This is a genomic window from Kaistella pullorum (assembly GCF_014837035.1).
GTDB lineage: Bacteria > Bacteroidota > Bacteroidia > Flavobacteriales > Weeksellaceae > Kaistella > Kaistella rhinocerotis.
Genome location: NZ_JACSPS010000003.1, coordinates 384873 through 406880, shown reverse-complemented (window position 1 = coordinate 406880; position 22008 = coordinate 384873). Strand labels below are relative to the sequence as shown.

At 42.8% G+C, this 22008-nt stretch carries 14 protein-coding genes and 1 riboswitch; of the genes, 7 read left to right on the top strand and 7 right to left on the bottom strand.

Translation table 11 applies throughout. The annotated features are described in order from the left end of the window. Window positions 1–739: 739 nt before the first annotated feature. Genes H9628_RS10395 through H9628_RS10385 form a run of 3 tightly spaced genes read right to left on the bottom strand, consistent with a single transcriptional unit; the run spans window position 740 to window position 9045 of the window. Complete coding sequence (locus tag H9628_RS10395; RefSeq protein ID WP_251834076.1) at window positions 740–1693, bottom strand: YihY/virulence factor BrkB family protein; 954 nt, start codon at window positions 1691–1693, stop codon at window positions 740–742. Between the two features lie 13 nt (window positions 1694–1706). Next, window positions 1707–4049, bottom strand: coding sequence for a translocation and assembly module lipoprotein TamL (gene tamL, locus H9628_RS10390; protein ID WP_251834075.1), 2343 nt, complete (start codon window positions 4047–4049; stop codon window positions 1707–1709). After that, window positions 4042–9045 carry a translocation/assembly module TamB domain-containing protein gene (locus H9628_RS10385; protein ID WP_251834074.1) on the bottom strand — a complete coding sequence of 1668 codons (5004 nt, stop codon included), beginning with the start codon at window positions 9043–9045 and terminating at the stop codon, window positions 4042–4044. The genes tamL and H9628_RS10385 overlap by 8 nt, the downstream gene beginning before the upstream one ends. Before the next feature lie 181 nt (window positions 9046–9226). Here H9628_RS10385 and aroQ point away from each other — a divergent pair, with 181 nt between their 5' ends. Both aroQ and H9628_RS10375 read left to right on the top strand, forming a co-directional pair. Next, window positions 9227–9643 (top strand): type II 3-dehydroquinate dehydratase, encoded by a 417-nt coding sequence (gene aroQ, locus H9628_RS10380; protein WP_251834073.1) that lies wholly within the window; start codon window positions 9227–9229, stop codon window positions 9641–9643. Between the two features lie 32 nt (window positions 9644–9675). Continuing rightward, entirely contained in the window at window positions 9676–10827 is a 1152-nt protein-coding gene (locus H9628_RS10375) for a hypothetical protein (protein ID WP_251834072.1), read from the top strand. Between the two features lie 6 nt (window positions 10828–10833). Here H9628_RS10375 and recJ read toward each other — a convergent pair whose 3' ends face one another. Beyond that, window positions 10834–12546: a single-stranded-DNA-specific exonuclease RecJ gene (gene recJ / locus H9628_RS10370; RefSeq protein WP_251834071.1), complete on the bottom strand. Its 1713-nt coding sequence runs from the start codon at window positions 12544–12546 to the stop codon at window positions 10834–10836. A gap of 85 nt (window positions 12547–12631) precedes the next feature. Further along, the gene (locus H9628_RS10365) at window positions 12632–14254 is read right to left on the bottom strand and encodes an ABC-F family ATP-binding cassette domain-containing protein (RefSeq protein WP_251834070.1); all 1623 of its coding nucleotides are present in this window, start codon (window positions 14252–14254) and stop codon (window positions 12632–12634) included. A gap of 160 nt (window positions 14255–14414) precedes the next feature. On the opposite strand from H9628_RS10365, the gene smpB reads away from it, so the two are divergent. The 3 genes from smpB (at window position 14415) to H9628_RS10350 (ending at window position 17216) form a co-directional block, all read left to right on the top strand. Next, the gene (gene smpB, locus H9628_RS10360) at window positions 14415–14873 is read left to right on the top strand and encodes an SsrA-binding protein SmpB (protein ID WP_251834069.1); all 459 of its coding nucleotides are present in this window, start codon (window positions 14415–14417) and stop codon (window positions 14871–14873) included. A 78-nt stretch (window positions 14874–14951) separates the two neighbouring features. Continuing rightward, on the top strand, window positions 14952–16376 hold the full coding sequence (locus tag H9628_RS10355; RefSeq protein WP_251834068.1) for an OmpA family protein: 1425 nt from the start codon (window positions 14952–14954) through the stop codon (window positions 16374–16376). 99 nt (window positions 16377–16475) lie between these two features. Then, window positions 16476–17216 carry a YebC/PmpR family DNA-binding transcriptional regulator gene (locus tag H9628_RS10350; RefSeq protein WP_251834067.1) on the top strand — a complete coding sequence of 247 codons (741 nt, stop codon included), beginning with the start codon at window positions 16476–16478 and terminating at the stop codon, window positions 17214–17216. Window positions 17217–17242: 26 nt separating this feature from the next. On the opposite strand, the gene H9628_RS10345 is transcribed toward H9628_RS10350, so the two are convergent. Beyond that, window positions 17243–17533, bottom strand: coding sequence for a GNAT family N-acetyltransferase (locus H9628_RS10345; RefSeq protein ID WP_251834066.1), 291 nt, complete (start codon window positions 17531–17533; stop codon window positions 17243–17245). Window positions 17534–17592: 59 nt separating this feature from the next. On the opposite strand from H9628_RS10345, the gene H9628_RS10340 reads away from it, so the two are divergent. Beyond that, window positions 17593–18009: an OsmC family protein gene (locus H9628_RS10340; RefSeq protein ID WP_251834065.1), complete on the top strand. Its 417-nt coding sequence runs from the start codon at window positions 17593–17595 to the stop codon at window positions 18007–18009. 81 nt (window positions 18010–18090) lie between these two features. On the opposite strand, the gene H9628_RS10335 is transcribed toward H9628_RS10340, so the two are convergent. Continuing rightward, window positions 18091–20706 carry an MGH1-like glycoside hydrolase domain-containing protein gene (locus H9628_RS10335; RefSeq protein ID WP_251834064.1) on the bottom strand — a complete coding sequence of 872 codons (2616 nt, stop codon included), beginning with the start codon at window positions 20704–20706 and terminating at the stop codon, window positions 18091–18093. A gap of 111 nt (window positions 20707–20817) precedes the next feature. Next, a riboswitch (SAM riboswitch) is annotated at window positions 20818–20922 on the top strand. A gap of 59 nt (window positions 20923–20981) precedes the next feature. On the opposite strand from H9628_RS10335, the gene H9628_RS10330 reads away from it, so the two are divergent. Next, window positions 20982–22004, top strand: a complete 1023-nt coding sequence (locus H9628_RS10330) for a homocysteine S-methyltransferase family protein (protein ID WP_251834063.1) — start codon at window positions 20982–20984, stop codon at window positions 22002–22004. The last annotated feature ends 4 nt before the right edge of the window (window positions 22005–22008 follow it).

Genomic DNA, 22008 nt, shown 5'->3' with positions numbered 1-22008 from the left:
TAGGTCGCCGCCAGTTTTTTTTAATCCGCCTCGGCGGGACACAGTCCTCAATCATTTAGTTGATTGGGGATTTTTTTGTTTTAAATGCACTCAACTGTAACTCCACATGCGGATACTCGCGGCGGGCGTATCACTAAACCCTTACTTCAACGCGGACTATGGTACTGTCTCGTCATCTGTGACGAGTAGAGAGTAGGGCGCTGCCAGTTTTTTTAATCCGCCTCGGCGGGACATCGTCATCAATCATTTAGTTGATTGGGGATTTTTTTTGCGCAAAAGCCAAGTAATGCATTGTTGTAGACTGATTTCGATCCGTCTGGTGCACGCAGAGAATGATTGTCTATATAATCTAATGACTTCTCAACTTTAAAGCGTAAAGGTCTTAACAGATTCGAACAGCTGGTGGATCGTGTAGGGACCGATGCAGGCTATTATTAATTTAGTGATACGCTCTATAGTAACGCTAACTCTTTAAAACAAGCATATGTTGGGTTTCAATGGAACGCAAGAGAGGAGACACGTTTAAATATACATAGATATTATTCCCGAAGAACCATTTAAAGATTGCAAATGATTCATTTGTAAATTAACTAACCCTCTAGCGGCGGTGGCGATCTATAGATTGAACGCAAAGATTCCACATGCAGGTCTTATCCAATGCACTACGATGCGTCGTAATCAACTAAAAAATGCTTCAGTCACTCGAAGCATATTATTTTATTTAAAAACTGTCGAAGGCTCAAATCTTTTCCATTTCAGCGGTTTTGTTCTCCTCTGACATTTCAGCCAGCTTTTTACGGTATAGCTTTTCCGTACTCCATTTGGCATGCTTAGAAGGTTCAATCTTGTAGCCTTTTTTATTTGAATAAACCTTAGTGAATTCCGCGCCGAAAAATATAAGCATACAAGAATAATTAATCCATAACATAATCAGAATCACGGTTCCCGCCTTACCGAACGCCGATTCCGGTTTGAATTCTGCAAAATAAAAACTTAGGAGAAATTTACCGATCGTGAACAGTATTGCCGTGAGCGTAGCACCGGCCCAGACTGATCTCCAACCGATTTCGGCATCCGGAAGTACTTTAAACATAAACGCGAATACCACCATTACAAGGAAAAAACCAATCGCGAAGTTTACAACTTCCACCAGGTAATAGGTTTCCAATCCAAACTGGGCTGCGATGAAATTATTAAATAAACTTATAAGTGATGACAGGACCATCGTAATCATCAGCAGGAAACCTATAACCAGAATCATCCCGAGCGAGTTTGCACGGTCCAAAATGAGTTTTATAAATGCTTTCTTTGGTGCTGCCTCAACATCCCACAAATAATTAAGCGACTTCTGTAACTGAAAGAAAATGGTGGTTGCACCAAATACCAAGGAAAATATTCCGACGATTTTCATGAAGATGTTTTCCTTATCAATCAGTGCACCAGCGATCATCTCTTCGATGCTGTCGGCAACACTTTCTCCCATCATTCCGCCTATTTGTGCACTGATTTGTCCTTGAATAGCTTCCTGACCGAAAAAGTAGCCAGCAATCCAGATGATGATAATTAATAAGCCGGGAATCGAAAAAATAGAGTAGTAAGCCAGGCTCGCAGAATCTTTTCCGGCCGGTGAATCGTTCCACTCTTTATAGGTTTCTTTCAGGGTTTCCCAGTAGAATTTTAACTTTTTCATCACGTAAAATATTTAATTAAAACGGATAGCCAATCGCAATATTTAGTATAAGGTTATCTCGCCGCCAGTTTCGGTCCCCGAAATCTATCCTGTCAAACGTCCATCGGTCATCTTCCTCAAAATAGGGAACGCGCAGCGGCATCGCTAAATCAAGTCGTAGGAGTAAAATATTAAAATCAAGTCGCAAGCCAACACCGGCTCCCACTGCGATTTCTTTTACAAATTCTTTTGAAAACTTACCGCCTGGCCTTTCAGGATCTTCGTTCACCAGCCAAACATTGCCCGCATCCGCAAATACCGCGGCGTTTAAGAATTTGTATAGGTTTGCACGGTATTCAGCATTCAGTTCGAGCTTAATGTCACCGGACTGGTCGAAGAAAAATGAGGCGTTTTGCACGGTCGGGTCGTAGCTGCCAGGTCCTAATGTTCTGGCACGAAATGCCCGAATACTGTTGCTGCCACCTACAAAAAACTGCTTGACATAGGGAATCGTAGTCGAATTTCCGTACGGATAACCAATTCCTGCGATAATTCGGCTTGCGAAGCTGCTTTTATCACCTACTTTCCGGTAGTAGCGGAAGTCGTGTTCCATTTTCGCATATTGACTGAACGGAATATTAAACAGTTCTTTCTGATTGCCGGCTTTTGCATCGGCGCCGCTCAGTATTCCGGCCAAAGTGCCTGCGAGATCCACACTGCCCTTATAATACATCGTGTTTTTTTTCGGCAACATCGTGTTGGTGTACGTATAAGTATACGTTGGGCCGAAAATCAATTGTTTGTCTATTACGCGCTGCAGCGAAGGATTAGGCATAATACCGTTGGCCGGATCACCTTTTATTTGTTGCAGATATTTATCCGAAACATTTTGCGGTGCTACTACAGTTACATCCAGAACCTTCAAATTATGCTCTTTGCGCTCATTTTCTTTCCAGAGATAGCCGAATGATCCGGTGAAATTGTGAAGCGTGTAAAGCTGGGTTCGGCTCAAATATTCATAGCCGATGTCAAAATTGGTACGCGGTACATACGCACTGGAAGATCTGAATCTGAATGGCGCCACGATGCGAGGTATGGAGAGTTGTGCATTGGTACCCACCCGAATGATGTTATTGGCATCTTTCGGGCCACCAATCTGTACGTCAAAAGCACCGTAAACACTCGCTTTTAGTTGTTCGGCTCCTTTAAAAAGATTTCGGTGCGTCCAGTTCAGATTCACTTCGCCGCCAGTGTAATTGGCTGAACTTGTTTTACCTAATGTTTCGAGCCGGAGCGACTGAAACGGCCGCGGCGTGAGTAGATAATACGCATCAAACTGATTATTCAGAGAGTCTGAAACTACAAATTCGTTTTTTACAAATTTAAAAACACCTAAACTGATCAGCCTGTTCAGCGAAAGGTTGTGGTCTTTACGGTTGTACAGATCACCTTTGCTGAAATATAGTGCACGGTTGAAAATTCTCGAATTGAATTTTTTCTCAGGATCCACGATATATAAATCGTCCTGAACTTCCACCGAATCCGTTGCATAAGGAATTCCGTACTTCCCAACCTTCACATCATCGATATTATAATCTGGAAATACGATGGTTTTATTGATGGTGAACGGTTCTTTGGCAAGTTGCGGCGTATTATTCTTAAGTTTTACGAACAGTTCCACCTTTGGTTCTTTCAATACGGTACTGTCTGCCTGAACAATGATATTGTCTGGGCTGAAATAATAAAACCCACGGTTTTTAAGATGCTCATCAATTCGTTCACGTTCGGCTTTTATAACGTCTAAATCAAATGGGTTACCCGCTTTTAAAAGACTTTCCGATTTGATGGACTGAATTTCGCTGTTGATCACCGTAGAATCTACCGGGAAATTTACATTACTGATCAGGTAACGTGCACCCGGCGTAAGTGTGTATATTACTTTTGCTTTTTTGTTTTTAGAAATCGTGTCTGATGTTGCGCGCGCATTGAAGAAGCCTTTGTTTTCCGAATAGTTTACGATAATGTCTTCATTAAATTTACGGTCAACATCGCCCAGCAGAACGGGTTTTTCGCCAATTCTGTATTTCAGCCAATGTCTTAGACCTTTATCCTTTTTAGGTTCTTTCGTAATATTATAGATGTAAAGCTGCGGCCGCAGACCTAAAAAAGAGGAATTCGGTTTTGGTCTCAACTGATCTTCAAGCGCTTCTGCAAGATTTGATTTTTCTTTTTTGCTAAGCGTATCATTTTTAATGTTTACTTCCGCTCCTGTGTACAAAAGCTGGCCTTCCTGTAAAAACTTTGTGTTACTGCACGAATTCAGGACCAACATCGCAGCCATGGAAGCGCCGAAATAATGTTTCAGTTTTAATTTAGTCATTTTTTTCAAGGCGTTTTTGATTTTTGATCTCACGGTTTCGTTTCATCTGGTCGAAAATATCGCGGAATTTGTCATAATCGAGTGTTATGATGAAGCCTACACCGGTTTCTATCACTTGTCCCTGCAATGCGACCTGGTAATCATTTTTCCGGTATGCGCGCAGCATATATCGGCCATCGCGCGACAGTTTATAATCGAGTGTTACGTCTCCGGCGATATTGGTCATCTGCTCATTTGCACGTGCATCTCCTTCAAGTCCGAAATTGTTTCCAACCGTAACCGTCAGTCGGTCATCAAGCAATGTTTTGCTCAATGCAACATTAAGGTCAGTGCGTTCGTTCCGGTTTCCGGAAGAATAATCTTCTGTGGATTCAAGGTCAAAATTCAGTTCTACACCACCAATAAGGTCCTTCGCCAGATTATTTAGCTGTTCAGAAAGGATGCGGCTGACACTTTGTTTAGCCAAAGTAGTGGCAGAAATACCCGTATCGCTCTGGAAAGGGTTTTCACCGATGAACCTGTTCAGCAGGAGCAGCGCAAAAACCTGCTTGTTGAGTTCTGCCTCTTCACGGCGGAGCTGCTCAAGTTTGGTTTTTGTATTATCAAGTACAGTCGCTGAAACCGAACTGTTCTGTTCATCAGTAGTAATGTCGAATGTAATAATTGGCTTCATCAGTTCACCTTTCATGATGAGCAGGGTGTTAAACGGGATGCGCTGTTTGTACTGGTTCAGTTCGGAACCGGACGCGCCCGTTAGCTGTTGCTGCAAAAGGTCAAGCGGCGCCGCATTGGTTTTGTAGACAGCGGTGATGTCCAGATTTGCACTCGTAGGTTCGCCGGTCCACGTGATCGTGCTGCCTTTTTGTATCTCAAACTTGCGGCGAAGAAGGCTTACAGACATTTCGTATGCGCCCTGATCTACTTCGTAAACGCCTACAAGCGTTGTCTTACCCGAAGGATCAATGCCTCCCGTAAGTTCTGCGTCACCTTGAAGTTTCACGAAATCACCATTTGCCTTATCGATCAGGAGTGAGATTTTCGCTTCTTTAGTGACTGAAATATTTACATTCACGTCCAAACCTTTGATGTCACTTTGGTTGGTAAGTGAATCGGCTTTAATGGTTTCCTGCAGTGCAATCAAATCCTGGTCGATAAATTCTACAATTCCTTCACGGTCCTGAAGCTGTGGAGAAGAAGTTGGTAGCACAAAAGTAAAATCGGTAACGTCGGTTACGCTAAGGTTTCCGTCCACCTGCGGCAGATCAAGGTTTCCGCGCACTGCCAGATCAGCATTTACGGCCAGAACACCATACATGATCTGATCGTTATTTTTTTCAGAATCGACAACTTTGAAATCCGTCGCATTCAGATCCAAATTAAATGCGAAGTCCCTGTAGGTCTGCGTCAATATCGCACCATCGATTATAAAGTCGTTCCCCGAGTCATCTTTGATGGTAAAATTATTAAAGTCGATTCCGCGGCTGGTGAAACTTATTTCGTCATTGATGTTTCTAAACTTACTGCCAAGCTGCGTGATACCCAAGCCGACATCATTGAACTTAATTCCTCCAAGTATTTTTGGTGCTGAAGTAGTTCCGTTTATGCGGAGATTTCCCGAAAGGTAGCCTTCAGCATCTTCCATCGCGTTCATCGAAAGTCCCTGTACCGTTTTCATCTGCATCCGGTTCAGATCAAGATTCATGTCAATATTGCCCGTCGAAGAATTGAAAGTTCCGGTAATCCGCGCATCATTGTCGAAGCCGGACAGGGCGGCGTCTGCCCTGATAATATTGGTTCCCGCACTGTTTGCTTTTAAATCAAGGTTTCCGACAGGATTTCCATACACAAAGAGATCGGTCACATCAATATCCGCGTCAAACGTCATGTTTTTCTGTAGGTTGCGGAGTTGCGCAGTACCGTTGATATTTCCTTTGGCTAATAGCGAATCTTTCCTTACTAGTTCTGTGATAGTCTCTATTTTAAAGTCTGTGATGTTAACATTCAGCGGGCTGTTTGGAGAATTGGTTTGAGACTGTAGCAGGATTTGGCTGCCCTCATTGGAAATGCCGAAATTATTCGCTACAATGCCACCACGGCCAATCTGCAGATAATTGTTTGGCGTAACCTGCCAGTTTGTATAGTTCAAAGTCAAACCGTCGGGATTGAGGTGAATACGCGTCAGCTCACCCATTTTTTCAACATTTCCCGCAATAAGAAACTTGTTCTGATCTTTTTCGTCCTTCGTGGAGGCAGTGTAGGTAATCACATTATCGCGGACATCACCTGTGAGACCTACTTTTTTTAAGGCGATACTTTCATTGTTAAATTCGGCAAGGTGAACATCATACACCAGCGCGTCGCCCTGATTGTTCACATTTAAAATTCCGTCCCGAATTACATTTTCACCATAAGTGACTTGCGGAATTTGGCCGTTCAGCTGAATTTGCCTTGTATCTGCATCATAATTTCCCGTAATGGTAATAGGCTCAAAAGCAGTGAGTTCGGGCACGAACCGTCGCAGCAGATTATCGTCTTTTACTTTTGCGTTAAAATTAAAATATTGGTTCGGATCTATTCGGGCTGTGTTAGATCCGGGCTTTTGAAACTCATAATACTGATTGATCGTTTGCTGCAGCGAGCCGAAAATCTGCGTCAGTTTGTATTTACCCGTGAGTTCCACATCCGCCACCTGGGAAAGCAGTTCAATCCGGTTGCTGTCTGCTGTAGATACCGCTGTGAGCATCACTTCTTCAATTGGGAATACATCCTTTGTATCTGAAATCGCGAAATTCTTCAGATGAAGAAATCCATTCGGCGCATCCGGATTCAAGCTTGTAAAATCAGCATCCAGGTTTCCTGCCAGGATCATTTGATCACTGTAGAACCCTAATTTATTAAGATCAAGTTTCTGGATGGAACCATTCACCTTCACGGTTGGATTTTTTTCATTGTAAACACCGGAAGCGAGCAGTTTCAGATTGGCGTTCGGATCTTTTGAATCCAGATTTAGCCTGTATGCCCCGCGGTTTATTTTTCCAGCTAACGCCATATTACAGTAGGTGTAACCGTTATAATACACAGATCCGATGTTACCTTTAATGTCGGCTATCGCAGATTTTGGTTCAAAACCCTGTCCTTTCACCGAAATTTGTCCTGTAATTCCCTGTAAATCTTTATTCTGGATTATTCTACCGATCTGCAGATTCTGCAGGTTAGCCAAAACATCGTACCGCTCCTGATTTTTACGCCGCATGTCCACTGAGCCGCGCACCGCGGCATTTCCAAGTGTAGACGTTAGCCGCAGATTTGTATTGAGAAGCTGCGTGGTTCCTTTTGCGGTACCGGCGATCTTAAATTGCGATGGCAGCGAAATATTTGAAGGAATCGTGTTTTTCGGAACAAGATTGAAAACGGTTTTAGCAGATGACGAAAAATCACGGATATTAAGGTCGTAAGCCAAATTTTCCGGTGACATCGCATTCCTGATGGTTCCTGAAGCATTAATGCGCAACTGGTCCAGTCCCGAAAGTTGCAGCGTTTGAATGTTCAGATCATTGATGGTTCCGCGCAGCCTTGTATTTAAATTTAATGTAGCATTCGGATATTTATTGAAAGGCGCGGTATTTCTAAGCTGAGGAGCGAAAAGTAAGACATCGGCGAAACCTATTTTAGAGTTCTCAATATCCGCGGCTATCTTCACCGAGCCCGGATTTGCAGAAAGTTGCTGTATAGAATTATAGTTCAGCACAATTTCATCCCGAAGCGTCGTGCGGGGAGTCTGCAGATAGAGATCTTTCAGATACGCCTGTTCGTTATTATAGACAAAATCTGTATTGAATTTTTGAATGTGGAGCCCGCGGCTTTCTTTAATCTCAGCTGAATTTACGGTGCCGGCGAACGTTTCGTCCAACATTTTAAAGTTTCTGAGTTCAAGATTCAGTTTGGAGAAATTGAGATGATTAAAATCCATTCCGCTTCGCGTACGTGCTGCAGCGGTATTGTCGTACGCCAGTTTCACATCATCAAACTGCAGTTTCCCGAGCTGCAACGCAAGTGGCTTTTGGGATTCTGAAGTTTTAGTTTGATTGTTTGTGGAAGAACTGTTCGCGGGCGAAAATAGTTTCGCGTCAATGTTGGCACCACGAAGTAGGATATTATCAATTCCGAAACGGTTATTTTCAAGGTCCAGTTGGTTAATTTTGGTATCAAGCTCCTTGAAGATAATTTTCGCGAAGGTCCTGGAGTTGTCATCGCCGTAATCAATATTGAAATTGGTGAATTTAATTCGGTTCAGACCGATTTTCATCGGCTTTTGCTGATTCAGAGAATCTACTTTTTCCTCTACTTTCCCCGCCACTTCTTCGAGCAAATCCTGCTTAAGTTTAAGCCGTAAACCATCCATCACAATATTATTGGCGGCGTAAGAATTATTCTGCAGGTCAAAAGTGCGAATTCTGGTATCGAATGATTTGAAATAGAGCGCAATGTCGTTTCGTGCCTGATTGTCTATGAAAGTGACCCGGATATCGCGAAGTTTGATCTTATCTAGCGAGATGATGAATGGTTTCGATTCACTTTCTTCTGAATCTTTCGTGGCGAAAGCATCGATGATATAGTCGAAATTAAAGCGACCGTCTTTTTCGCGCACCACATTTGCCGTTACACCTTCGAGATCTATTGAGGTAAGGTCTGCAGTGCTTTTCAGAAGTTTCGGAATATTAAGACCCACATCCAGCTTCCGTGCGAAAAGCAGCGTATCTACAGTCTGGCCCTGCAGATAAAGATTTTCCATCACCAAACTGTTCGGAAAACCCACGTGTACGCGATCCAGAGTGACTTTTGTATGGATTTTTTCTTCGAGGTAATTTACCAGTTTTCCTTTAGCAAAATTTTGAACACCCGGCAACTGTAAACTCAGAATGAGCAGAATGACGAGCATCAGCAGTGATCCGAGGAAAATGCCGGTATATTTAAGCGTTTTTTTTAAAACTTTCATGGATATTGGTATTGGACGCCTTACAAAAATACATTTTCTTAAAAAATAAGCAGTTACGGATCTGTTAAATGGCAGTTTTCAGCCAAATCCGGGTCTTTATACCAAATTTTTATATTAGTTTTTTATTCATAAAATAAAATTTTCCCATTCTAAACCTATTATATTTGTAAAAAAAGTACGGATGAATATTTTAATCGTAAACGGTCCAAACCTTAATCTTTTAGGCACCCGAGAGCCTGAAATATATGGCAGCGAACCGATGGACAGCTATCTGCAAAATCTTCGCCAAGAGTACGGCGACACTCAAATTTATTTCTTTCAGAGCAACATTGAGGGTGAGATTATAAACAGGATTCAGCTCGACGATTTTGATGCACTGATCATCAATCCGGGTGCGTACACCCACTATTCCTATGCTATTGCAGACTGTTTAAAGAACATTTCGAAACCCGTGATCGAGGTGCACATCAGCAATATCTACAAACGGGAAGAATTCCGGCAAAAGTCTGTCACAGCCGCGCATTCTCTCGGAGTTATCAGCGGTTTCGGACTTTCGGGCTACCGTTTGGCACTGATAAGTCTTAGAGCAATTCATTAAAAAAGCATTTACAAATTGAAAGCTACAAAAATATGAGGGCTCAAAAAGTCGAATCTGCCGCGCAAATCTCCGAATTCCTTTCTTTTCCGGCGAAGCTTTACAAAGATGATCCCCACTATATCCAACCGTTAAATAACGATGTTGAAGCGGTTTTTGATTCTAAAAAGAACAAATTTTTCCGCTTCGGTGAGTGCGAACGCTTTCTTTTTCTTAATGATAACAATGAAACTGTGGGCCGTGTAGCGGTTTTCGTCAACCGAAAATACCGCAATGAGCAGCCGACCGGTGGTTTTGGTTTTTTTGATTGTATCAATGATCAGCAAACTGCCGATTTTATATTTGATTTTTGCCGGAATTGGCACCAGCAACGTGGCATGGAAGCGATGGATGGCCCGATAAACTTTGGCGAACGCGATAAATTCTGGGGTTTACTTATCGAGGGATTCAGTGAACCGCTTTATGGGATGAACTATAACGCGCCTTATTATCAGCAGCTTTTTGAGAATTTTGGCTTTCAGATTTACTTCAATCAACTCTGTTTTGGGCGCAAAGTGCACGATCCTGTTGCGCAGAATTTCCTGGAAATGCACGCGCGCGTGAAACGAAACCCTGCAATCTCCGCCCAGCGGATGAAAGTCCGCAACCTCGAAAAGTATGCGGCGGATTTCACTGAAGTTTACAACCGCGCCTGGGCGCAACATGGAGGAGGAAAGGAGATTTCAAAAACGCAGACGCTGAAACTTTTCAATACTTTAAAGCCCGTTATCAACGAGCATATCTCGTGGTTTGTGTACGAAAATGAAAAGCCAATCGCAATGTGGATGAATATTCCGGACCTGAATCAATGGTTTAAATACACCGGTTCAGAATTCGGTATTTGGCAAAAAATCAAGTTTCTTGTCGTTAAAAAATTTAAAAAGAACACGAAAATGGTCGGGCTCGTTTTTGGTATTGTACCCGAGTGGCAGCGCAAAGGAATTGACGGTTTCATGATTTGGGAAGGAACAAAACATTTTCGCCGCACCACAGATTTTGAAGATTATGAGATGCAGTGGATAGGCGACTTCAATCCCAAAATGATCAAGATTGCCGAAAATCTCGAAACTATGGTTACGCGAAAACTCGCGACTTACCGCTATCTTTTTGACCGGACGAAACCTTTCGAACGTCACCGGAGGCTTTAAAGCAGATTATTCCGCAAATTTCACGTCACGAATGTTGAGATAATAAGTAACGTTTCCTTTCCAGTGATTTTCTTCTGCCGTGAAGGCAATATCAAATGTTTTGGTGCGGAAGTCATCTGCAAATTTGCCCAGCTTGAAACCTACACATTCGATGTTTCGGCCTGTTGACTCCTGTCTAATATAGAATTTCAGGTGACAGTTGTCTTTGCCCATTGTTTTCACGTATCCCGCGACGCGCTGGTTTTTCAGTGCTAAAATGGGTTTCATGTTATTCGGGCCGAAAGGGGCAAGTTTACGGTGAAAATTAAAGAAGTCTTTGTTCAGATCGTCCACGTGAACGTCAGAATCGATGGTCAGGCAAGGCTCTTTTTGATGTTCCTGAATTTTTTGTGAGACTACTTCTTCAAACTTCTGCCGGAAGAGATCAAATTTATCCTTTTCCATCGAAAGTCCTGCTGCCGCGGGATGTCCACCGAATTTAAGGAAGAACTCCGAACAGTTTTCGAGCGCATCATGCACGTCAAAATCGGCCACTGAACGCGCGGAGGCTACCATTTCGCCATTGTTGCCGTCTGTGAAAACCAACGTCGGTTTATAATAAGTTTCGGTAAGGCGTGAAGCCACAATTCCGATCACACCTTTATTCCATCCGGCGCCATAAACGACGGTGGTGTAATTTTTTTCCTGCTGTGTCTCTTCAATCTGGAGCAAAGCTTCAGTGGTACTGCTCATATCCATCTCGCGGCGAGAGTCATTCAGCGTGACGATGTCGTTTACTATTTGGTGTGCCTGTTTAAGGTTATCGGAAACCATCAGTTCCACGGCTGCCTTTCCATGCGAAATTCGGCCGGCGGCATTTATTTTCGGTGCAATTTCAAATACGATGTTCGAGATTTCGAACGTAGCCAGTTTTTCTTCGGGGATGAGCAACCTTAGACCTAAATTCCTGGCTTTCCTTAAGATTTTTAAACCTTGCTTGGCCAAAACGCGGTTCTCGCCGGTCATTGAAACGATGTCTGCAGCGATAGATATGGCTAGTAGATCGGTGAGTTCGAAGAGTTCAGCTTCCGGGAGTTTATAAATGGTATTAAGTCCCTGGCACAGTTTGAAACCCACGCCACAACCGGAAAGTTCTTTAAAAGGGTAGCGGCAGTCTTTGCGTTTGGGATCAAGAACTGCCACGGCATCCGGAATTTCTTCGCCGGGCAAGTGATGGTCACAAATGATGAAATCTACATCCTGCGTTTTGGCATATTCTATTTTATCAATCGCCTTGATGCCACAATCCAGTGCGATTATCAGCGAGAACCCATTGTTTTTGGCATAATCTATTCCTTCCAGTGAGATTCCGTAGCCTTCGATATTACGGTCCGGAATATAAAAATCGAGATATTTTTTGTCGACAATCTTACTTAAATACAAATACATGAGCGCCACAGCAGTGGTTCCGTCTACATCATAATCTCCGTAAACCATTATCTTTTCGCCATTTTCAATAGCGGTTGCCACACGGTCTACAGCGAGTTGCATATCCTTCATCAAAAAAGGATTGTGGATGTCGTTTAAATTGGGCTTGAAGAATTCTCTGGCTTTCTGGTAATTGTCTATACCACGGATTACGAGGATTTTGGATTCGAAGCTTCCAAATCCCAGTGATGAGCTGATTGCATCTACAATTTCTTCATCTGGCTCCTGCTTGTAAATCCATTTTTGACTCATAGTTACAAAAATACAAAAAGTTTGGTAGAGAAATTTTTATGTTTAAACATAAAAAAACCGCTCGGGTAATGAGCGGTCTTCATTTTTAAGAATAATACTGTTCCTGTAATTCTTTTACTTTCTTGTCTGCCAGATATTCATCGTAAGACATTTCGCGGTCAATGATTCCTTTTGGTGTAAGTTCCACGATCCTGTTACAAACGGTCTGCAGCATTTCGTGGTCATGTGACGCGAGAAGGATGTTACCTTTAAAGTTTGTCAAAGAGTTGTTTAGTGTAGTAATACTTTCAAGATCCAGGTGGTTCGTCGGTTCATCAAGCACAAGTACATTGGCCTTCTGAAGCATCATGCGGGAAAACATGCAACGCATCTTTTCGCCTCCGGACAGCACTTTGCAGGATTTCAGTGCTTCATCACCGGAGAAAAGCATCTTTCCGAGGAAGCCGCGCATGTATTCTTCGTGTCTTTCCTCGTCGTTTTTGGTGTACTGTCTCAGCCAATCAACAAGATTTATGTCTTCCTGGAAAAAGGTAGTGTTATCGAGCGGCATGTAAGATTGCGTGGTAGTGATGCCCCACGTGAAGTTGCCTTTATCTGCAGCAGATTTGCCCATCAGTACTTCAAAGAATTCGCTGATTGCCAAACTGTTTTTAGACAATATGGCCACCTTGTCATTTTTCTTAAGATTAAGGTCAATGTTTGAGAACAATAACTCGCCGTCCTTTGTTTTCTCTAAACCTTTAACCTCCAGAATTTGATCTCCCGCTTCACGTTCGGTATCAAAAATAATAGCCGGATAACGTCTGGACGTTGGTTTGATGTCTTCAATATTAAGTTTGTCGATCATTTTCTTACGTGCGGTAGCCTGCTTAGCTTTTGCAACGTTGGATGAAAACCGCGCGATAAAGTCCTGAAGTTCCTTCTTCTTTTCTTCCGCTTTCTTATTTGCCTGCTGACGCTGGCGTGTAGCGAGTTGCGATGCCTGGTACCAGAAAGAATAGTTACCGGTATAAAGGTTCAGTTTAGAATAATCGAGGTCAGCGATATGTGTACAAACCGTGTCGAGGAAGTGTCTGTCGTGCGATACCACGATGACGGTATTCTCATAATCTGCCAGGAAGTCTTCAAGCCATGAGATTGTTTCGATATCCAAGTCGTTGGTAGGTTCGTCGAGAATCAGTACATCCGGTGTACCGAAAAGAGCCTGTGCGAGCAAAACTTTTACTTTATTTTGGTTTTCAAGCTCACCCATCAACTGGTAGTGCATCTCGTCTTTGATCCCAACGTTTGAAAGCATGGTCATCGCATCGGATTCCGAGTTCCAACCGCCCATCTCATCATATATTACACCGAGTTCTCCTGCTTTGATGCCATCTGCATCGGAGAAATCTTCCTTGGCGTAAAGAGCATCCATCTCCTCCTTTATATCAAATAGTTTTTGGTTTCCACGAAGCACAGTTTCAAGAACGGTGAATTTATCATACGCGAAGTGGTCCTGCTCCAGGACAGACATTCTTTTTCCGGGCTCAAGGCTTACGCTTCCGGTGGTAGGATCCTGTTCGCCGGTAAGGATTTTGAGAAATGTAGATTTTCCGGCACCATTTGCACCAATTATACCGTAGCAGTTACCTTTTGTAAACATGATGTTTACGTCGTCAAAAAGTACCCGTTTGCCAAATTGCAATGATAGGTTAGATACTGTTAGCATATACTTTTGTAAATTTGGTGCAAAATTACGAAAACTTATCGGCTTAAGCAGGCTGTTTTAGAAAGGTCTGCTAGAATTGGTTTTCAGATGAAATGTTAAGAAAAATTCAGTTAAAATATTATAACATTAACATTTTGTCAAATCATGTTTAAATATTGAGATGAAAATAGAAAAATCAGTTACCATATTAAACCGGCGTGCCAGATTTGAGTATGAGATTTTGGAAGAAATCGAAGCAGGGATGGTACTTACGGGCACCGAAATAAAATCCCTGAGGTCATCGAAAGCAAGCATCACAGAGTCATTTTGTCAGTTTATTGAAGGTGAACTCTATATCATTAATATGATGATTGATGAGTACAAATTAGGCACATTTTATAACCACAAAACAAAAAGGGAACGGAAGTTGCTGTTGCACAAAACAGAATTGAAAAAATTCGAAAAGAAGTTAAAAGATGTTGGTAACACCATTATTCCTTTAAAACTCTACATAAATAACAGCGGAAAAGCTAAGGTTCTGATAGCGCTCGCACGGGGTAAAAAACTCTTCGACAAACGGGAGACTATAAAAGACAGAGAAAACAAACGTAATCTGGACAGGATATTAAAGAAAAGTTAAAATTTCGCTGTAATAACTTGGACTATACGGAAAATTTATATTTAATTTGCAATATCAATTATTTAATCATTTAATTCTATGAAAAATCTAAAATTAGGAATTTCAGCATTGGCACTTACTGTGGCCACTACTGTATTCGCTCAGACGACCAGTAACCCGTGGCTTATCGGTGTTGGTGCTCACGGAGTAAATCATGCTGCAGCGGGTGGAAACGCGGGTGATGTATTTGCTACAGCATTTGGTGGCGGAGACGGGGGAGAATTGTACAATATCAACAATTTTACTATCGTTCCACCATTGTCTAAACTTACTGTGGCAAGAAACATTAACAGACTTCTTGTTGTAGATTGGCAGACTTCTGTTGGTAATGTTGATAACAAGAAAATTGGCATGGGGAAAGAATTTTTCCTAATGACAGGTCTTGGTCTTCAATTTAAATTTAACGGTCTTTGGGATGAAGAATCTTGGTTTGACCCTTACTTAAGAGTTGGTGCTAATTACTTGAGACATGACTATACAGGTGTAAACTTCCCGCTTACTGATACAAACGGTCAGGTAGTCAACGGATTCTCTGATAATGATCCAAGTTCAATGAGAAGAGCTGATCATTTTGCTCTTGCTACAGGTATCGGATCAAACTTCTGGATTACTAAGAACTTCGGTTTAGGTGTTCAGGGAGATTATGTTTCTACACCAGTAGATAATTCTGCTCTTGCAAACTTCTGGCAAGCTTCTGCATCATTGTTATTCCGTTTTGGTAACACAGACAGAGACAAAGATGGTATTTTAGATAAGGATGATTTATGTCCAGATACTCCAGGTTTAGCTGAATTCCAAGGTTGCCCAGATACAGACGGTGATGGAGTTCCAGATAAAGACGATCAGTGCCCAGATGTTGCTGGTCCGGTTGAGAACAACGGATGCCCTTGGCCAGATACTGACGGTGACGGTGTAGTAGACAAAGATGATGCTTGTCCTGAAGTTGCAGGTCCAGCTGAAAACAATGGATGCCCTTGGCCAGATACTGACGGTGACGGAATCCTTGACAAAGATGATGCTTGTCCTACCGTTCCTGGTCTAGCTCAGTACAACGGTTGCCCTAAACCTCAAGAAGCTTGGGCTGATGATGCAACTAAAGCACTTGATAATATTCTTTTCAACTTTGACAAAGCTACGATTAGACCAGAGTCTAAAGAAAAACTTGACAATGCTGCTCAAATCATCAAAGACTCTCAGGGTAGATTCATGATCATCGGTCATACAGACAAAAAAGGTTCAGATTCTTATAACTTGAAACTTTCTCAAAGAAGAGCTGCAGCTGTAGTAGATGCACTTGAAGCAAGAGGAGTAAGCAACACATCACTGAAATCTATCGGTGTAGGTGAGCAAGATGCTACAGTTCCTGAAACTGCTTCTAACGCTGAGAGATTGAAAGATAGAAAAGTGGTTGTTAAGCCTGCTGACGAAGCGACTTGGGAATCAATGAAAAAGAGAGATTACTAAGAAGTAACTTTCATCTATAAAAATGCACCTCCGAATTTTCGGAGGTGTTTTTTTTATGTCTGAATTTATTTACTTTTGCATCCAACTTTAAACAAAACTATGGGACGCGCATTCGAATATAGAAAAGCCTCAAAAATGGCCCGTTGGGACAAAATGGCAAAGACGTTTTCTAAAATAGGTAAGGATATCGCACTTGCGGTGAAAGCCGGTGGTCCCGACCCGGAAGCAAATCCCGCTCTGCGCCGCTGCATTCAGAATGCAAAAGGGGCAAACATGCCCAAAGACAATGTAGAGCGCGCTATAAAGAAGGCAAGTGGAGCAGAGGCAGAAAACTATGAGGAAGTAACTTATGAAGGTTACGGACAGGGCGGCGTGGCTTTTTTTGTAGAATGTACTACAAACAACACCACGCGTACCGTTGCAAACGTTCGTGCGATTTTCAATAAGTTTGACGGTAATCTCGGTAAAAATGGTGAACTGACCTTTATATTCGATCGCAAAGGTATTTTCACAATTGATCGCAGCCTCATCAAAATGGAGTGGGATGAGTTCGAAATGGAAATGATCGACGGCGGAGCCGAAGACATTGAAAGTGATGAAGAAGAAGTAATGATCACCTCAGCCTATGAAGATTTCGGAGCCGTGGCGCATAAGCTTGAAGAACTCGGAATCGAAGCGAAATCTGCCGAACTGCAGCGAATTGCCAACATCACCAAAGAAGTCTCACAAGACCAGTTTAAAGCCAACATGAAGATGCTGGAGCGCTTTGAGGACGATGACGATGTGCAGAACGTCTATCACAATATGGAAATCACAGACGAATTGCTGGAATCACTTTAAATTTTTAGTTTTTACAAAAACTGGCTTTATCGGTGAAGCAGAATATCTTCTACGTCATTCATACGGTTCATCACGCTTCGGGCGTATGAGCAGTGCGGATAAACTTTCCAGTTGTTGTCTCTTGCATACTTCAGCGCCTCCTCGATGAGATATTTCCCCATTCCACGGCCTTCGAACTGGCGGTGAACCAATACGTAAGAAATTACCATTCTGTCCTGCTCAGGAAAAATTGTGTAGGTCAATCTTCCAACCTCTTCCGCGTCGTTGCTAAGCGTGATTACTCCGCCATTGCCTGACTTTTCATTGTGATAATTCATATATTTATTCTTTAGAAACTTAAAGGTAAAGATTTTTTTTAAACTTAAATTCAGCCCAAATGAAAGTCACGCTAAAGCGCATCAACAACGATTATCTGTTTGAAGGATCCAATGCTGCCGGTGCAAAAATTTTACTTGATAACACTTCAGAACCCAATTCCAATGGCGTTTCTCCGATGGAATCTGTGCTGATGGCAGTGGCAGCGTGCAGCGGAATTGATATCGTATCTATACTGAAAAAGCAGCGTCAGACCATTACCTCATTTTCGGCAGAAATTGAAGGTGAACGCATAGTTCTAGATGAAGCTAAACCGTTTAAAAAGATAGAAGTTCGTTTCCATCTCGAAGGCGAAATAGATCTAAATAAAGCCCGCCGCGCTGCGCAGCTTTCTTTTGACAAATACTGCTCCGTATCGAAGACATTCGAGCCTAATGTGGAGGTCACGTATCATATTTCGGTAAATGAGCAAAGCTAAAAAAAGCCAGACATTATTTTTAAAACAGGCAGTTTGAATAATGTTTGGCTCTGATTTATAAACGCTTTATAAAGTTAAAAGCTACGAGGCTTTGGGTTTTAAAAGTTTAGCTACGGTTGCGGTCCAGCCTGTTTGGTGTGACGCCCCGATTCCCTTGCCGTTGTCTCCGTTAAAATATTCGTGAAACATGATGTAATCTTTGAAATTTTCATCATGATTGAGTAAATTATTTCCGCCATTGAAGGGTCGCTCGCCCTTTCCGTCCCGAAGGAAAATCGAACATAGGCGCTTGCTGATGTTATCGGACACAAATTCAAGATTTCTCATTTCGCCACTGTTGGCCGGAAATTCTATCTGCAGACTTTCCTGGTAGTAATAGTGGTAGCGCTGCAAACTCTCAACAATCAGAAAATTAATCGGGAACCAAATCGGCCCACGCCAGTTGCTGTTACCGCCAAACATCCGGCTGTCGCTTTCCGCAGGCGTATATTTCACCACGAAATCTTTGCCGTCTACTGTAAAGTTGTACGGATTTTCTTCGTAAACTTTAGACATCGAACGAATTCCGAAGTCGGACAGAAACTCATTTTCGTCCACCATTCTCGAAAGTACGCGTTTCAGCCGTGTTTTGCGCAGGATGCTCATCAGATGTTTTCCTCCACGGCCTTCTACTTCCCAGTGCGAAACAAGGTTCGCCAGTTCGGGTTTGTTCTTTAGGATCCAATCCATGCGCGTGCGGAAATTGGGCAGCTTCTCGAGCGTTTCGTGGTCTATGATTTCTACTGCGAACATCGGGATAAGACCAACGATGCTCCGCAGTTTTAATGAAACAGAATCGCCGTCATTCAGCTGCAGCACGTCATAGAAAAAGCCGTCTTCCTCATTCCATAAACCACCTTTTTTTCCGCCGATATTTTCCATGGCCTTGGCGATGTACAGATAATGTTCGAAAAATTTGATCGCCATATCCTCGTAAACCGGATTGTAAAGGGCAAGCTCCATCGAAATCCGCATCATATTCAGCGCAAACATCGCCATCCAGCTAGTGCCGTCAGCCTGCTCCAGGTGATCGCCGTTCTTGAACTGCATATTTCGGTCAAAAGCGCCGATATTATCAAGACCTAAAAAGCCGCCGCCGAAGACATTGTTCCCGTTTTTATCCTTGCGGTTCACCCACCACGTAAAGTTGAGCAGCAACTTTTGAAAAACGCTTTCTAGAAACTGAATGTCAGGTTTGCCGTTATATTTTTCGTCTATTTTATACACGCGGAAAGTTGACCACGCGTGAACAGGCGGGTTTACGTCGCTGAAATCCCATTCATACGCCGGTAGCTGCCCGTTTGGGTGCATGTACCATTCTTTGGTGAGCAGTTTCAGCTGATCTTTGGAGAAGGCTGGATCTATGATGGCAAACGGAACGCAGTGAAATGCCAAATCCCACGTAGCAAACCACGGATATTCCCATTTATCAGGCATCGAGATGATGTCTTTGTTCTGCATATGCTCCCAGCCGGTATTTCTTACAAAATGGTCGAAATCACGCGGCGCGGGATATTTTGGGTCGCCCTTGAGCCATTTAGAAACATTGTAATTATAGAATTGCTTGTTCCAAAGCAGTCCGGCAAGTGCCTGACGCTGGATATTCCTTTCTTCGGCCGATTCTATGTCACATTGTACGTAAGCATAATATTCGTCTGCATCTGCTTTTTTTGACTTGAAAACGTCGTCGAAATTAAAGAATGCCTCTTCCATATCATGCGGGCTCAGCCGAAAATCAAACGTCCTGCTCTCACCCGCATCCAGCTCTGCATTGATGACGAAAGCTGCTTTCGTTCCTGTTTTTTCAGGATTTACTGCAACTGCATTTCGATGAATTAAATATTCATTAATTCCGTCTTTGAAATATTGGGCTTCAGACATGTGGTGTTCTGAGAACTTGTGCGGATTGGTTTCATTATCGCAGAAGACGTCTTCAACACCGATATCTTTTGAATAGAAGAATTTAAAATCAACTGATTCATGTTGAATTTCAACTTTCCCGTCAGTATCTGCTTTAAACTGAGGTTTGTAAGTGTCGTTGCCCCAAGCCCAGTTATTTCTGAACCAAACAGTGGGGATCACTGTCAGCGGCGCGCGTCTGTTGCTGCGGTTTACCGCCGTAAGCCGGATGGCGATATCATCATGATTAATTTTGGCGTATTCTATAAACAGGTCAAAATATTCATTATTCTGAAAAATCCCTGTGTCGGTAATCTCAAATTCCGGCTCCCGTTTAGACCTGCTTGCATTCACGGAGACCAGCTGTTCATACGGAAATCTGTTAATCGGATATTTATATACCATTTTCATGTAGCAATGCGAGGGTGTATTATCGAGATAATAGAATATTTCCTTCACATCTTCGCCGTGGTTCCCTTCGTAGTTGCTCAATCCGAAAAACCTTTCTTTCAGTATTTCATCGGCACCGTTCCAAAACGAAAAGGCGAAGCAAAGCAACTGTTTGTCATCGCAGATACCCGCAATCCCATCCTCATTCCAGCGGTAGGCGCGGCTCATCGCATCGCGGTAAGTGGTGTAACCCCAGGCATCACCGTTACTGCTGTAGTCTTCGCGCACCGTACCCCATTGTCTGTTACTTACGTATGGCCCCCATTTTTTCCAGCTGTCATCGGCCATTCGCTTCTGTATTGCGGTCATAAAACTGTTTTTTGAGCTGCGAAATTAGCAATTTTTAAATTTGGCCACCGCTTGTACATTCGGAAAAATCATCTACTTTTGCAGCAGACTTCGTTCATTTACATATTGAAAATGTTATCAAGAAAGGTGGAGAGATTAGACTCTGTGAAGCCTTGGCAACCCTTCGTACGCGAAGAAGGTGCTACATTCTATCCCACAGCCGGGTACAGATAACGCGAATACATTTTACCTTTTCTGGTAGCATTTTCAGTTTTATTATTTTAAAAAAATTGAAAATGCGTTCAAATAATAAGCTTTTTTCCGAACTCAGTAATAGAATCCTTGTCCTTGATGGCGCGATGGGAACTATGCTTCAGCGTTATAATTTTACCGATGAAGATTATCGTGGCGAAAGGTTCAAAGAGTGGCCGCATTCATTAAAAGGAAATAATGACCTTTTGTCCCTTACGCAGCCGCAGGCCATAGAAGCGGTTCACCGCCAATATCTTGAGGCAGGCGCAGATATCATTGAGACCAATACATTTTCAGGTACCACCATAGCCATGGCCGATTATCACATGGAAGACCTAGTCTATGAACTGAATTATGAGTCCGCAAGAATTGCCAGAAAAGTTTGCGACGAATTTTCCCAAAAAACTCCTTCTCAGCCGCGTTTTGTGGCAGGTTCTATTGGACCAACAAATAAAACCGCGAGTTTAAGTCCTGATGTGGATGATCCCGGTTTTCGCGCGGTAACCTTCGATGAACTTCGTGTGGCGTACAAACAACAGGCGGAAGCACTATTAGACGGCGGTGCTGATATCTTACTTGTCGAAACTGTTTTTGATACATTAAACGCAAAGGCCGCGCTGTTCGCAATCGCCGAAATTAAAGAAGAACGTGGCGTCGAAATTCCCGTGATGCTTTCGGGCACAATAACAGATGCTTCGGGCCGCACCCTTAGTGGACAAACTGCTGAAGCTTTTTTAATTTCGGTTTCGCACAGCGATCTTCTCAGTGTGGGCTTTAATTGTGCACTTGGCGCAAAACAACTCACGCCTTACCTTGAATCGCTGGCTGCAAATTCAGATTTCTGTATTTCGGCTTATCCGAACGCCGGCCTGCCGAATGCCTTTGGGCAATATGACGAATCGCCTGAGGATATGGCTGCACAAATCAGGGAATATCTCGAAAAAGGTCTCGTCAACATCATCGGGGGCTGCTGCGGAACCACGCCCGAACATATTGCCGCTATCGCTGATCTGGCGAGAAATTATCAGCCGAGAAAAATTGAATTATCCACTGAACTGTATAAGTAATTTG

Excerpts from the sequence above, each read along its gene's own strand:
- tamL (WP_251834075.1), bottom strand. The coding sequence starts at position 4,049 with ATGACTAAATTAAAACTGAAACATTATTTCGGCGCTTCCATGGCTGCG.
- H9628_RS10385 (WP_251834074.1), bottom strand. The coding sequence starts at position 9,045 with ATGAAAGTTTTAAAAAAAACGCTTAAATATACCGGCATTTTCCTCGGA.
- aroQ (WP_251834073.1), top strand. The coding sequence starts at position 9,227 with ATGAATATTTTAATCGTAAACGGTCCAAACCTTAATCTTTTAGGCACC.
- H9628_RS10375 (WP_251834072.1), top strand. The coding sequence starts at position 9,676 with ATGAGGGCTCAAAAAGTCGAATCTGCCGCGCAAATCTCCGAATTCCTT.
- recJ (WP_251834071.1), bottom strand. The coding sequence starts at position 12,546 with ATGAGTCAAAAATGGATTTACAAGCAGGAGCCAGATGAAGAAATTGTA.
- H9628_RS10365 (WP_251834070.1), bottom strand. The coding sequence starts at position 14,254 with ATGCTAACAGTATCTAACCTATCATTGCAATTTGGCAAACGGGTACTT.
- smpB (WP_251834069.1), top strand. The coding sequence starts at position 14,415 with ATGAAAATAGAAAAATCAGTTACCATATTAAACCGGCGTGCCAGATTT.
- H9628_RS10355 (WP_251834068.1), top strand. The coding sequence starts at position 14,952 with ATGAAAAATCTAAAATTAGGAATTTCAGCATTGGCACTTACTGTGGCC.
- H9628_RS10350 (WP_251834067.1), top strand. The coding sequence starts at position 16,476 with ATGGGACGCGCATTCGAATATAGAAAAGCCTCAAAAATGGCCCGTTGG.
- H9628_RS10345 (WP_251834066.1), bottom strand. The coding sequence starts at position 17,533 with ATGAATTATCACAATGAAAAGTCAGGCAATGGCGGAGTAATCACGCTT.
- H9628_RS10340 (WP_251834065.1), top strand. The coding sequence starts at position 17,593 with ATGAAAGTCACGCTAAAGCGCATCAACAACGATTATCTGTTTGAAGGA.
- H9628_RS10335 (WP_251834064.1), bottom strand. The coding sequence starts at position 20,706 with ATGACCGCAATACAGAAGCGAATGGCCGATGACAGCTGGAAAAAATGG.
- H9628_RS10330 (WP_251834063.1), top strand. The coding sequence starts at position 20,982 with ATGCGTTCAAATAATAAGCTTTTTTCCGAACTCAGTAATAGAATCCTT.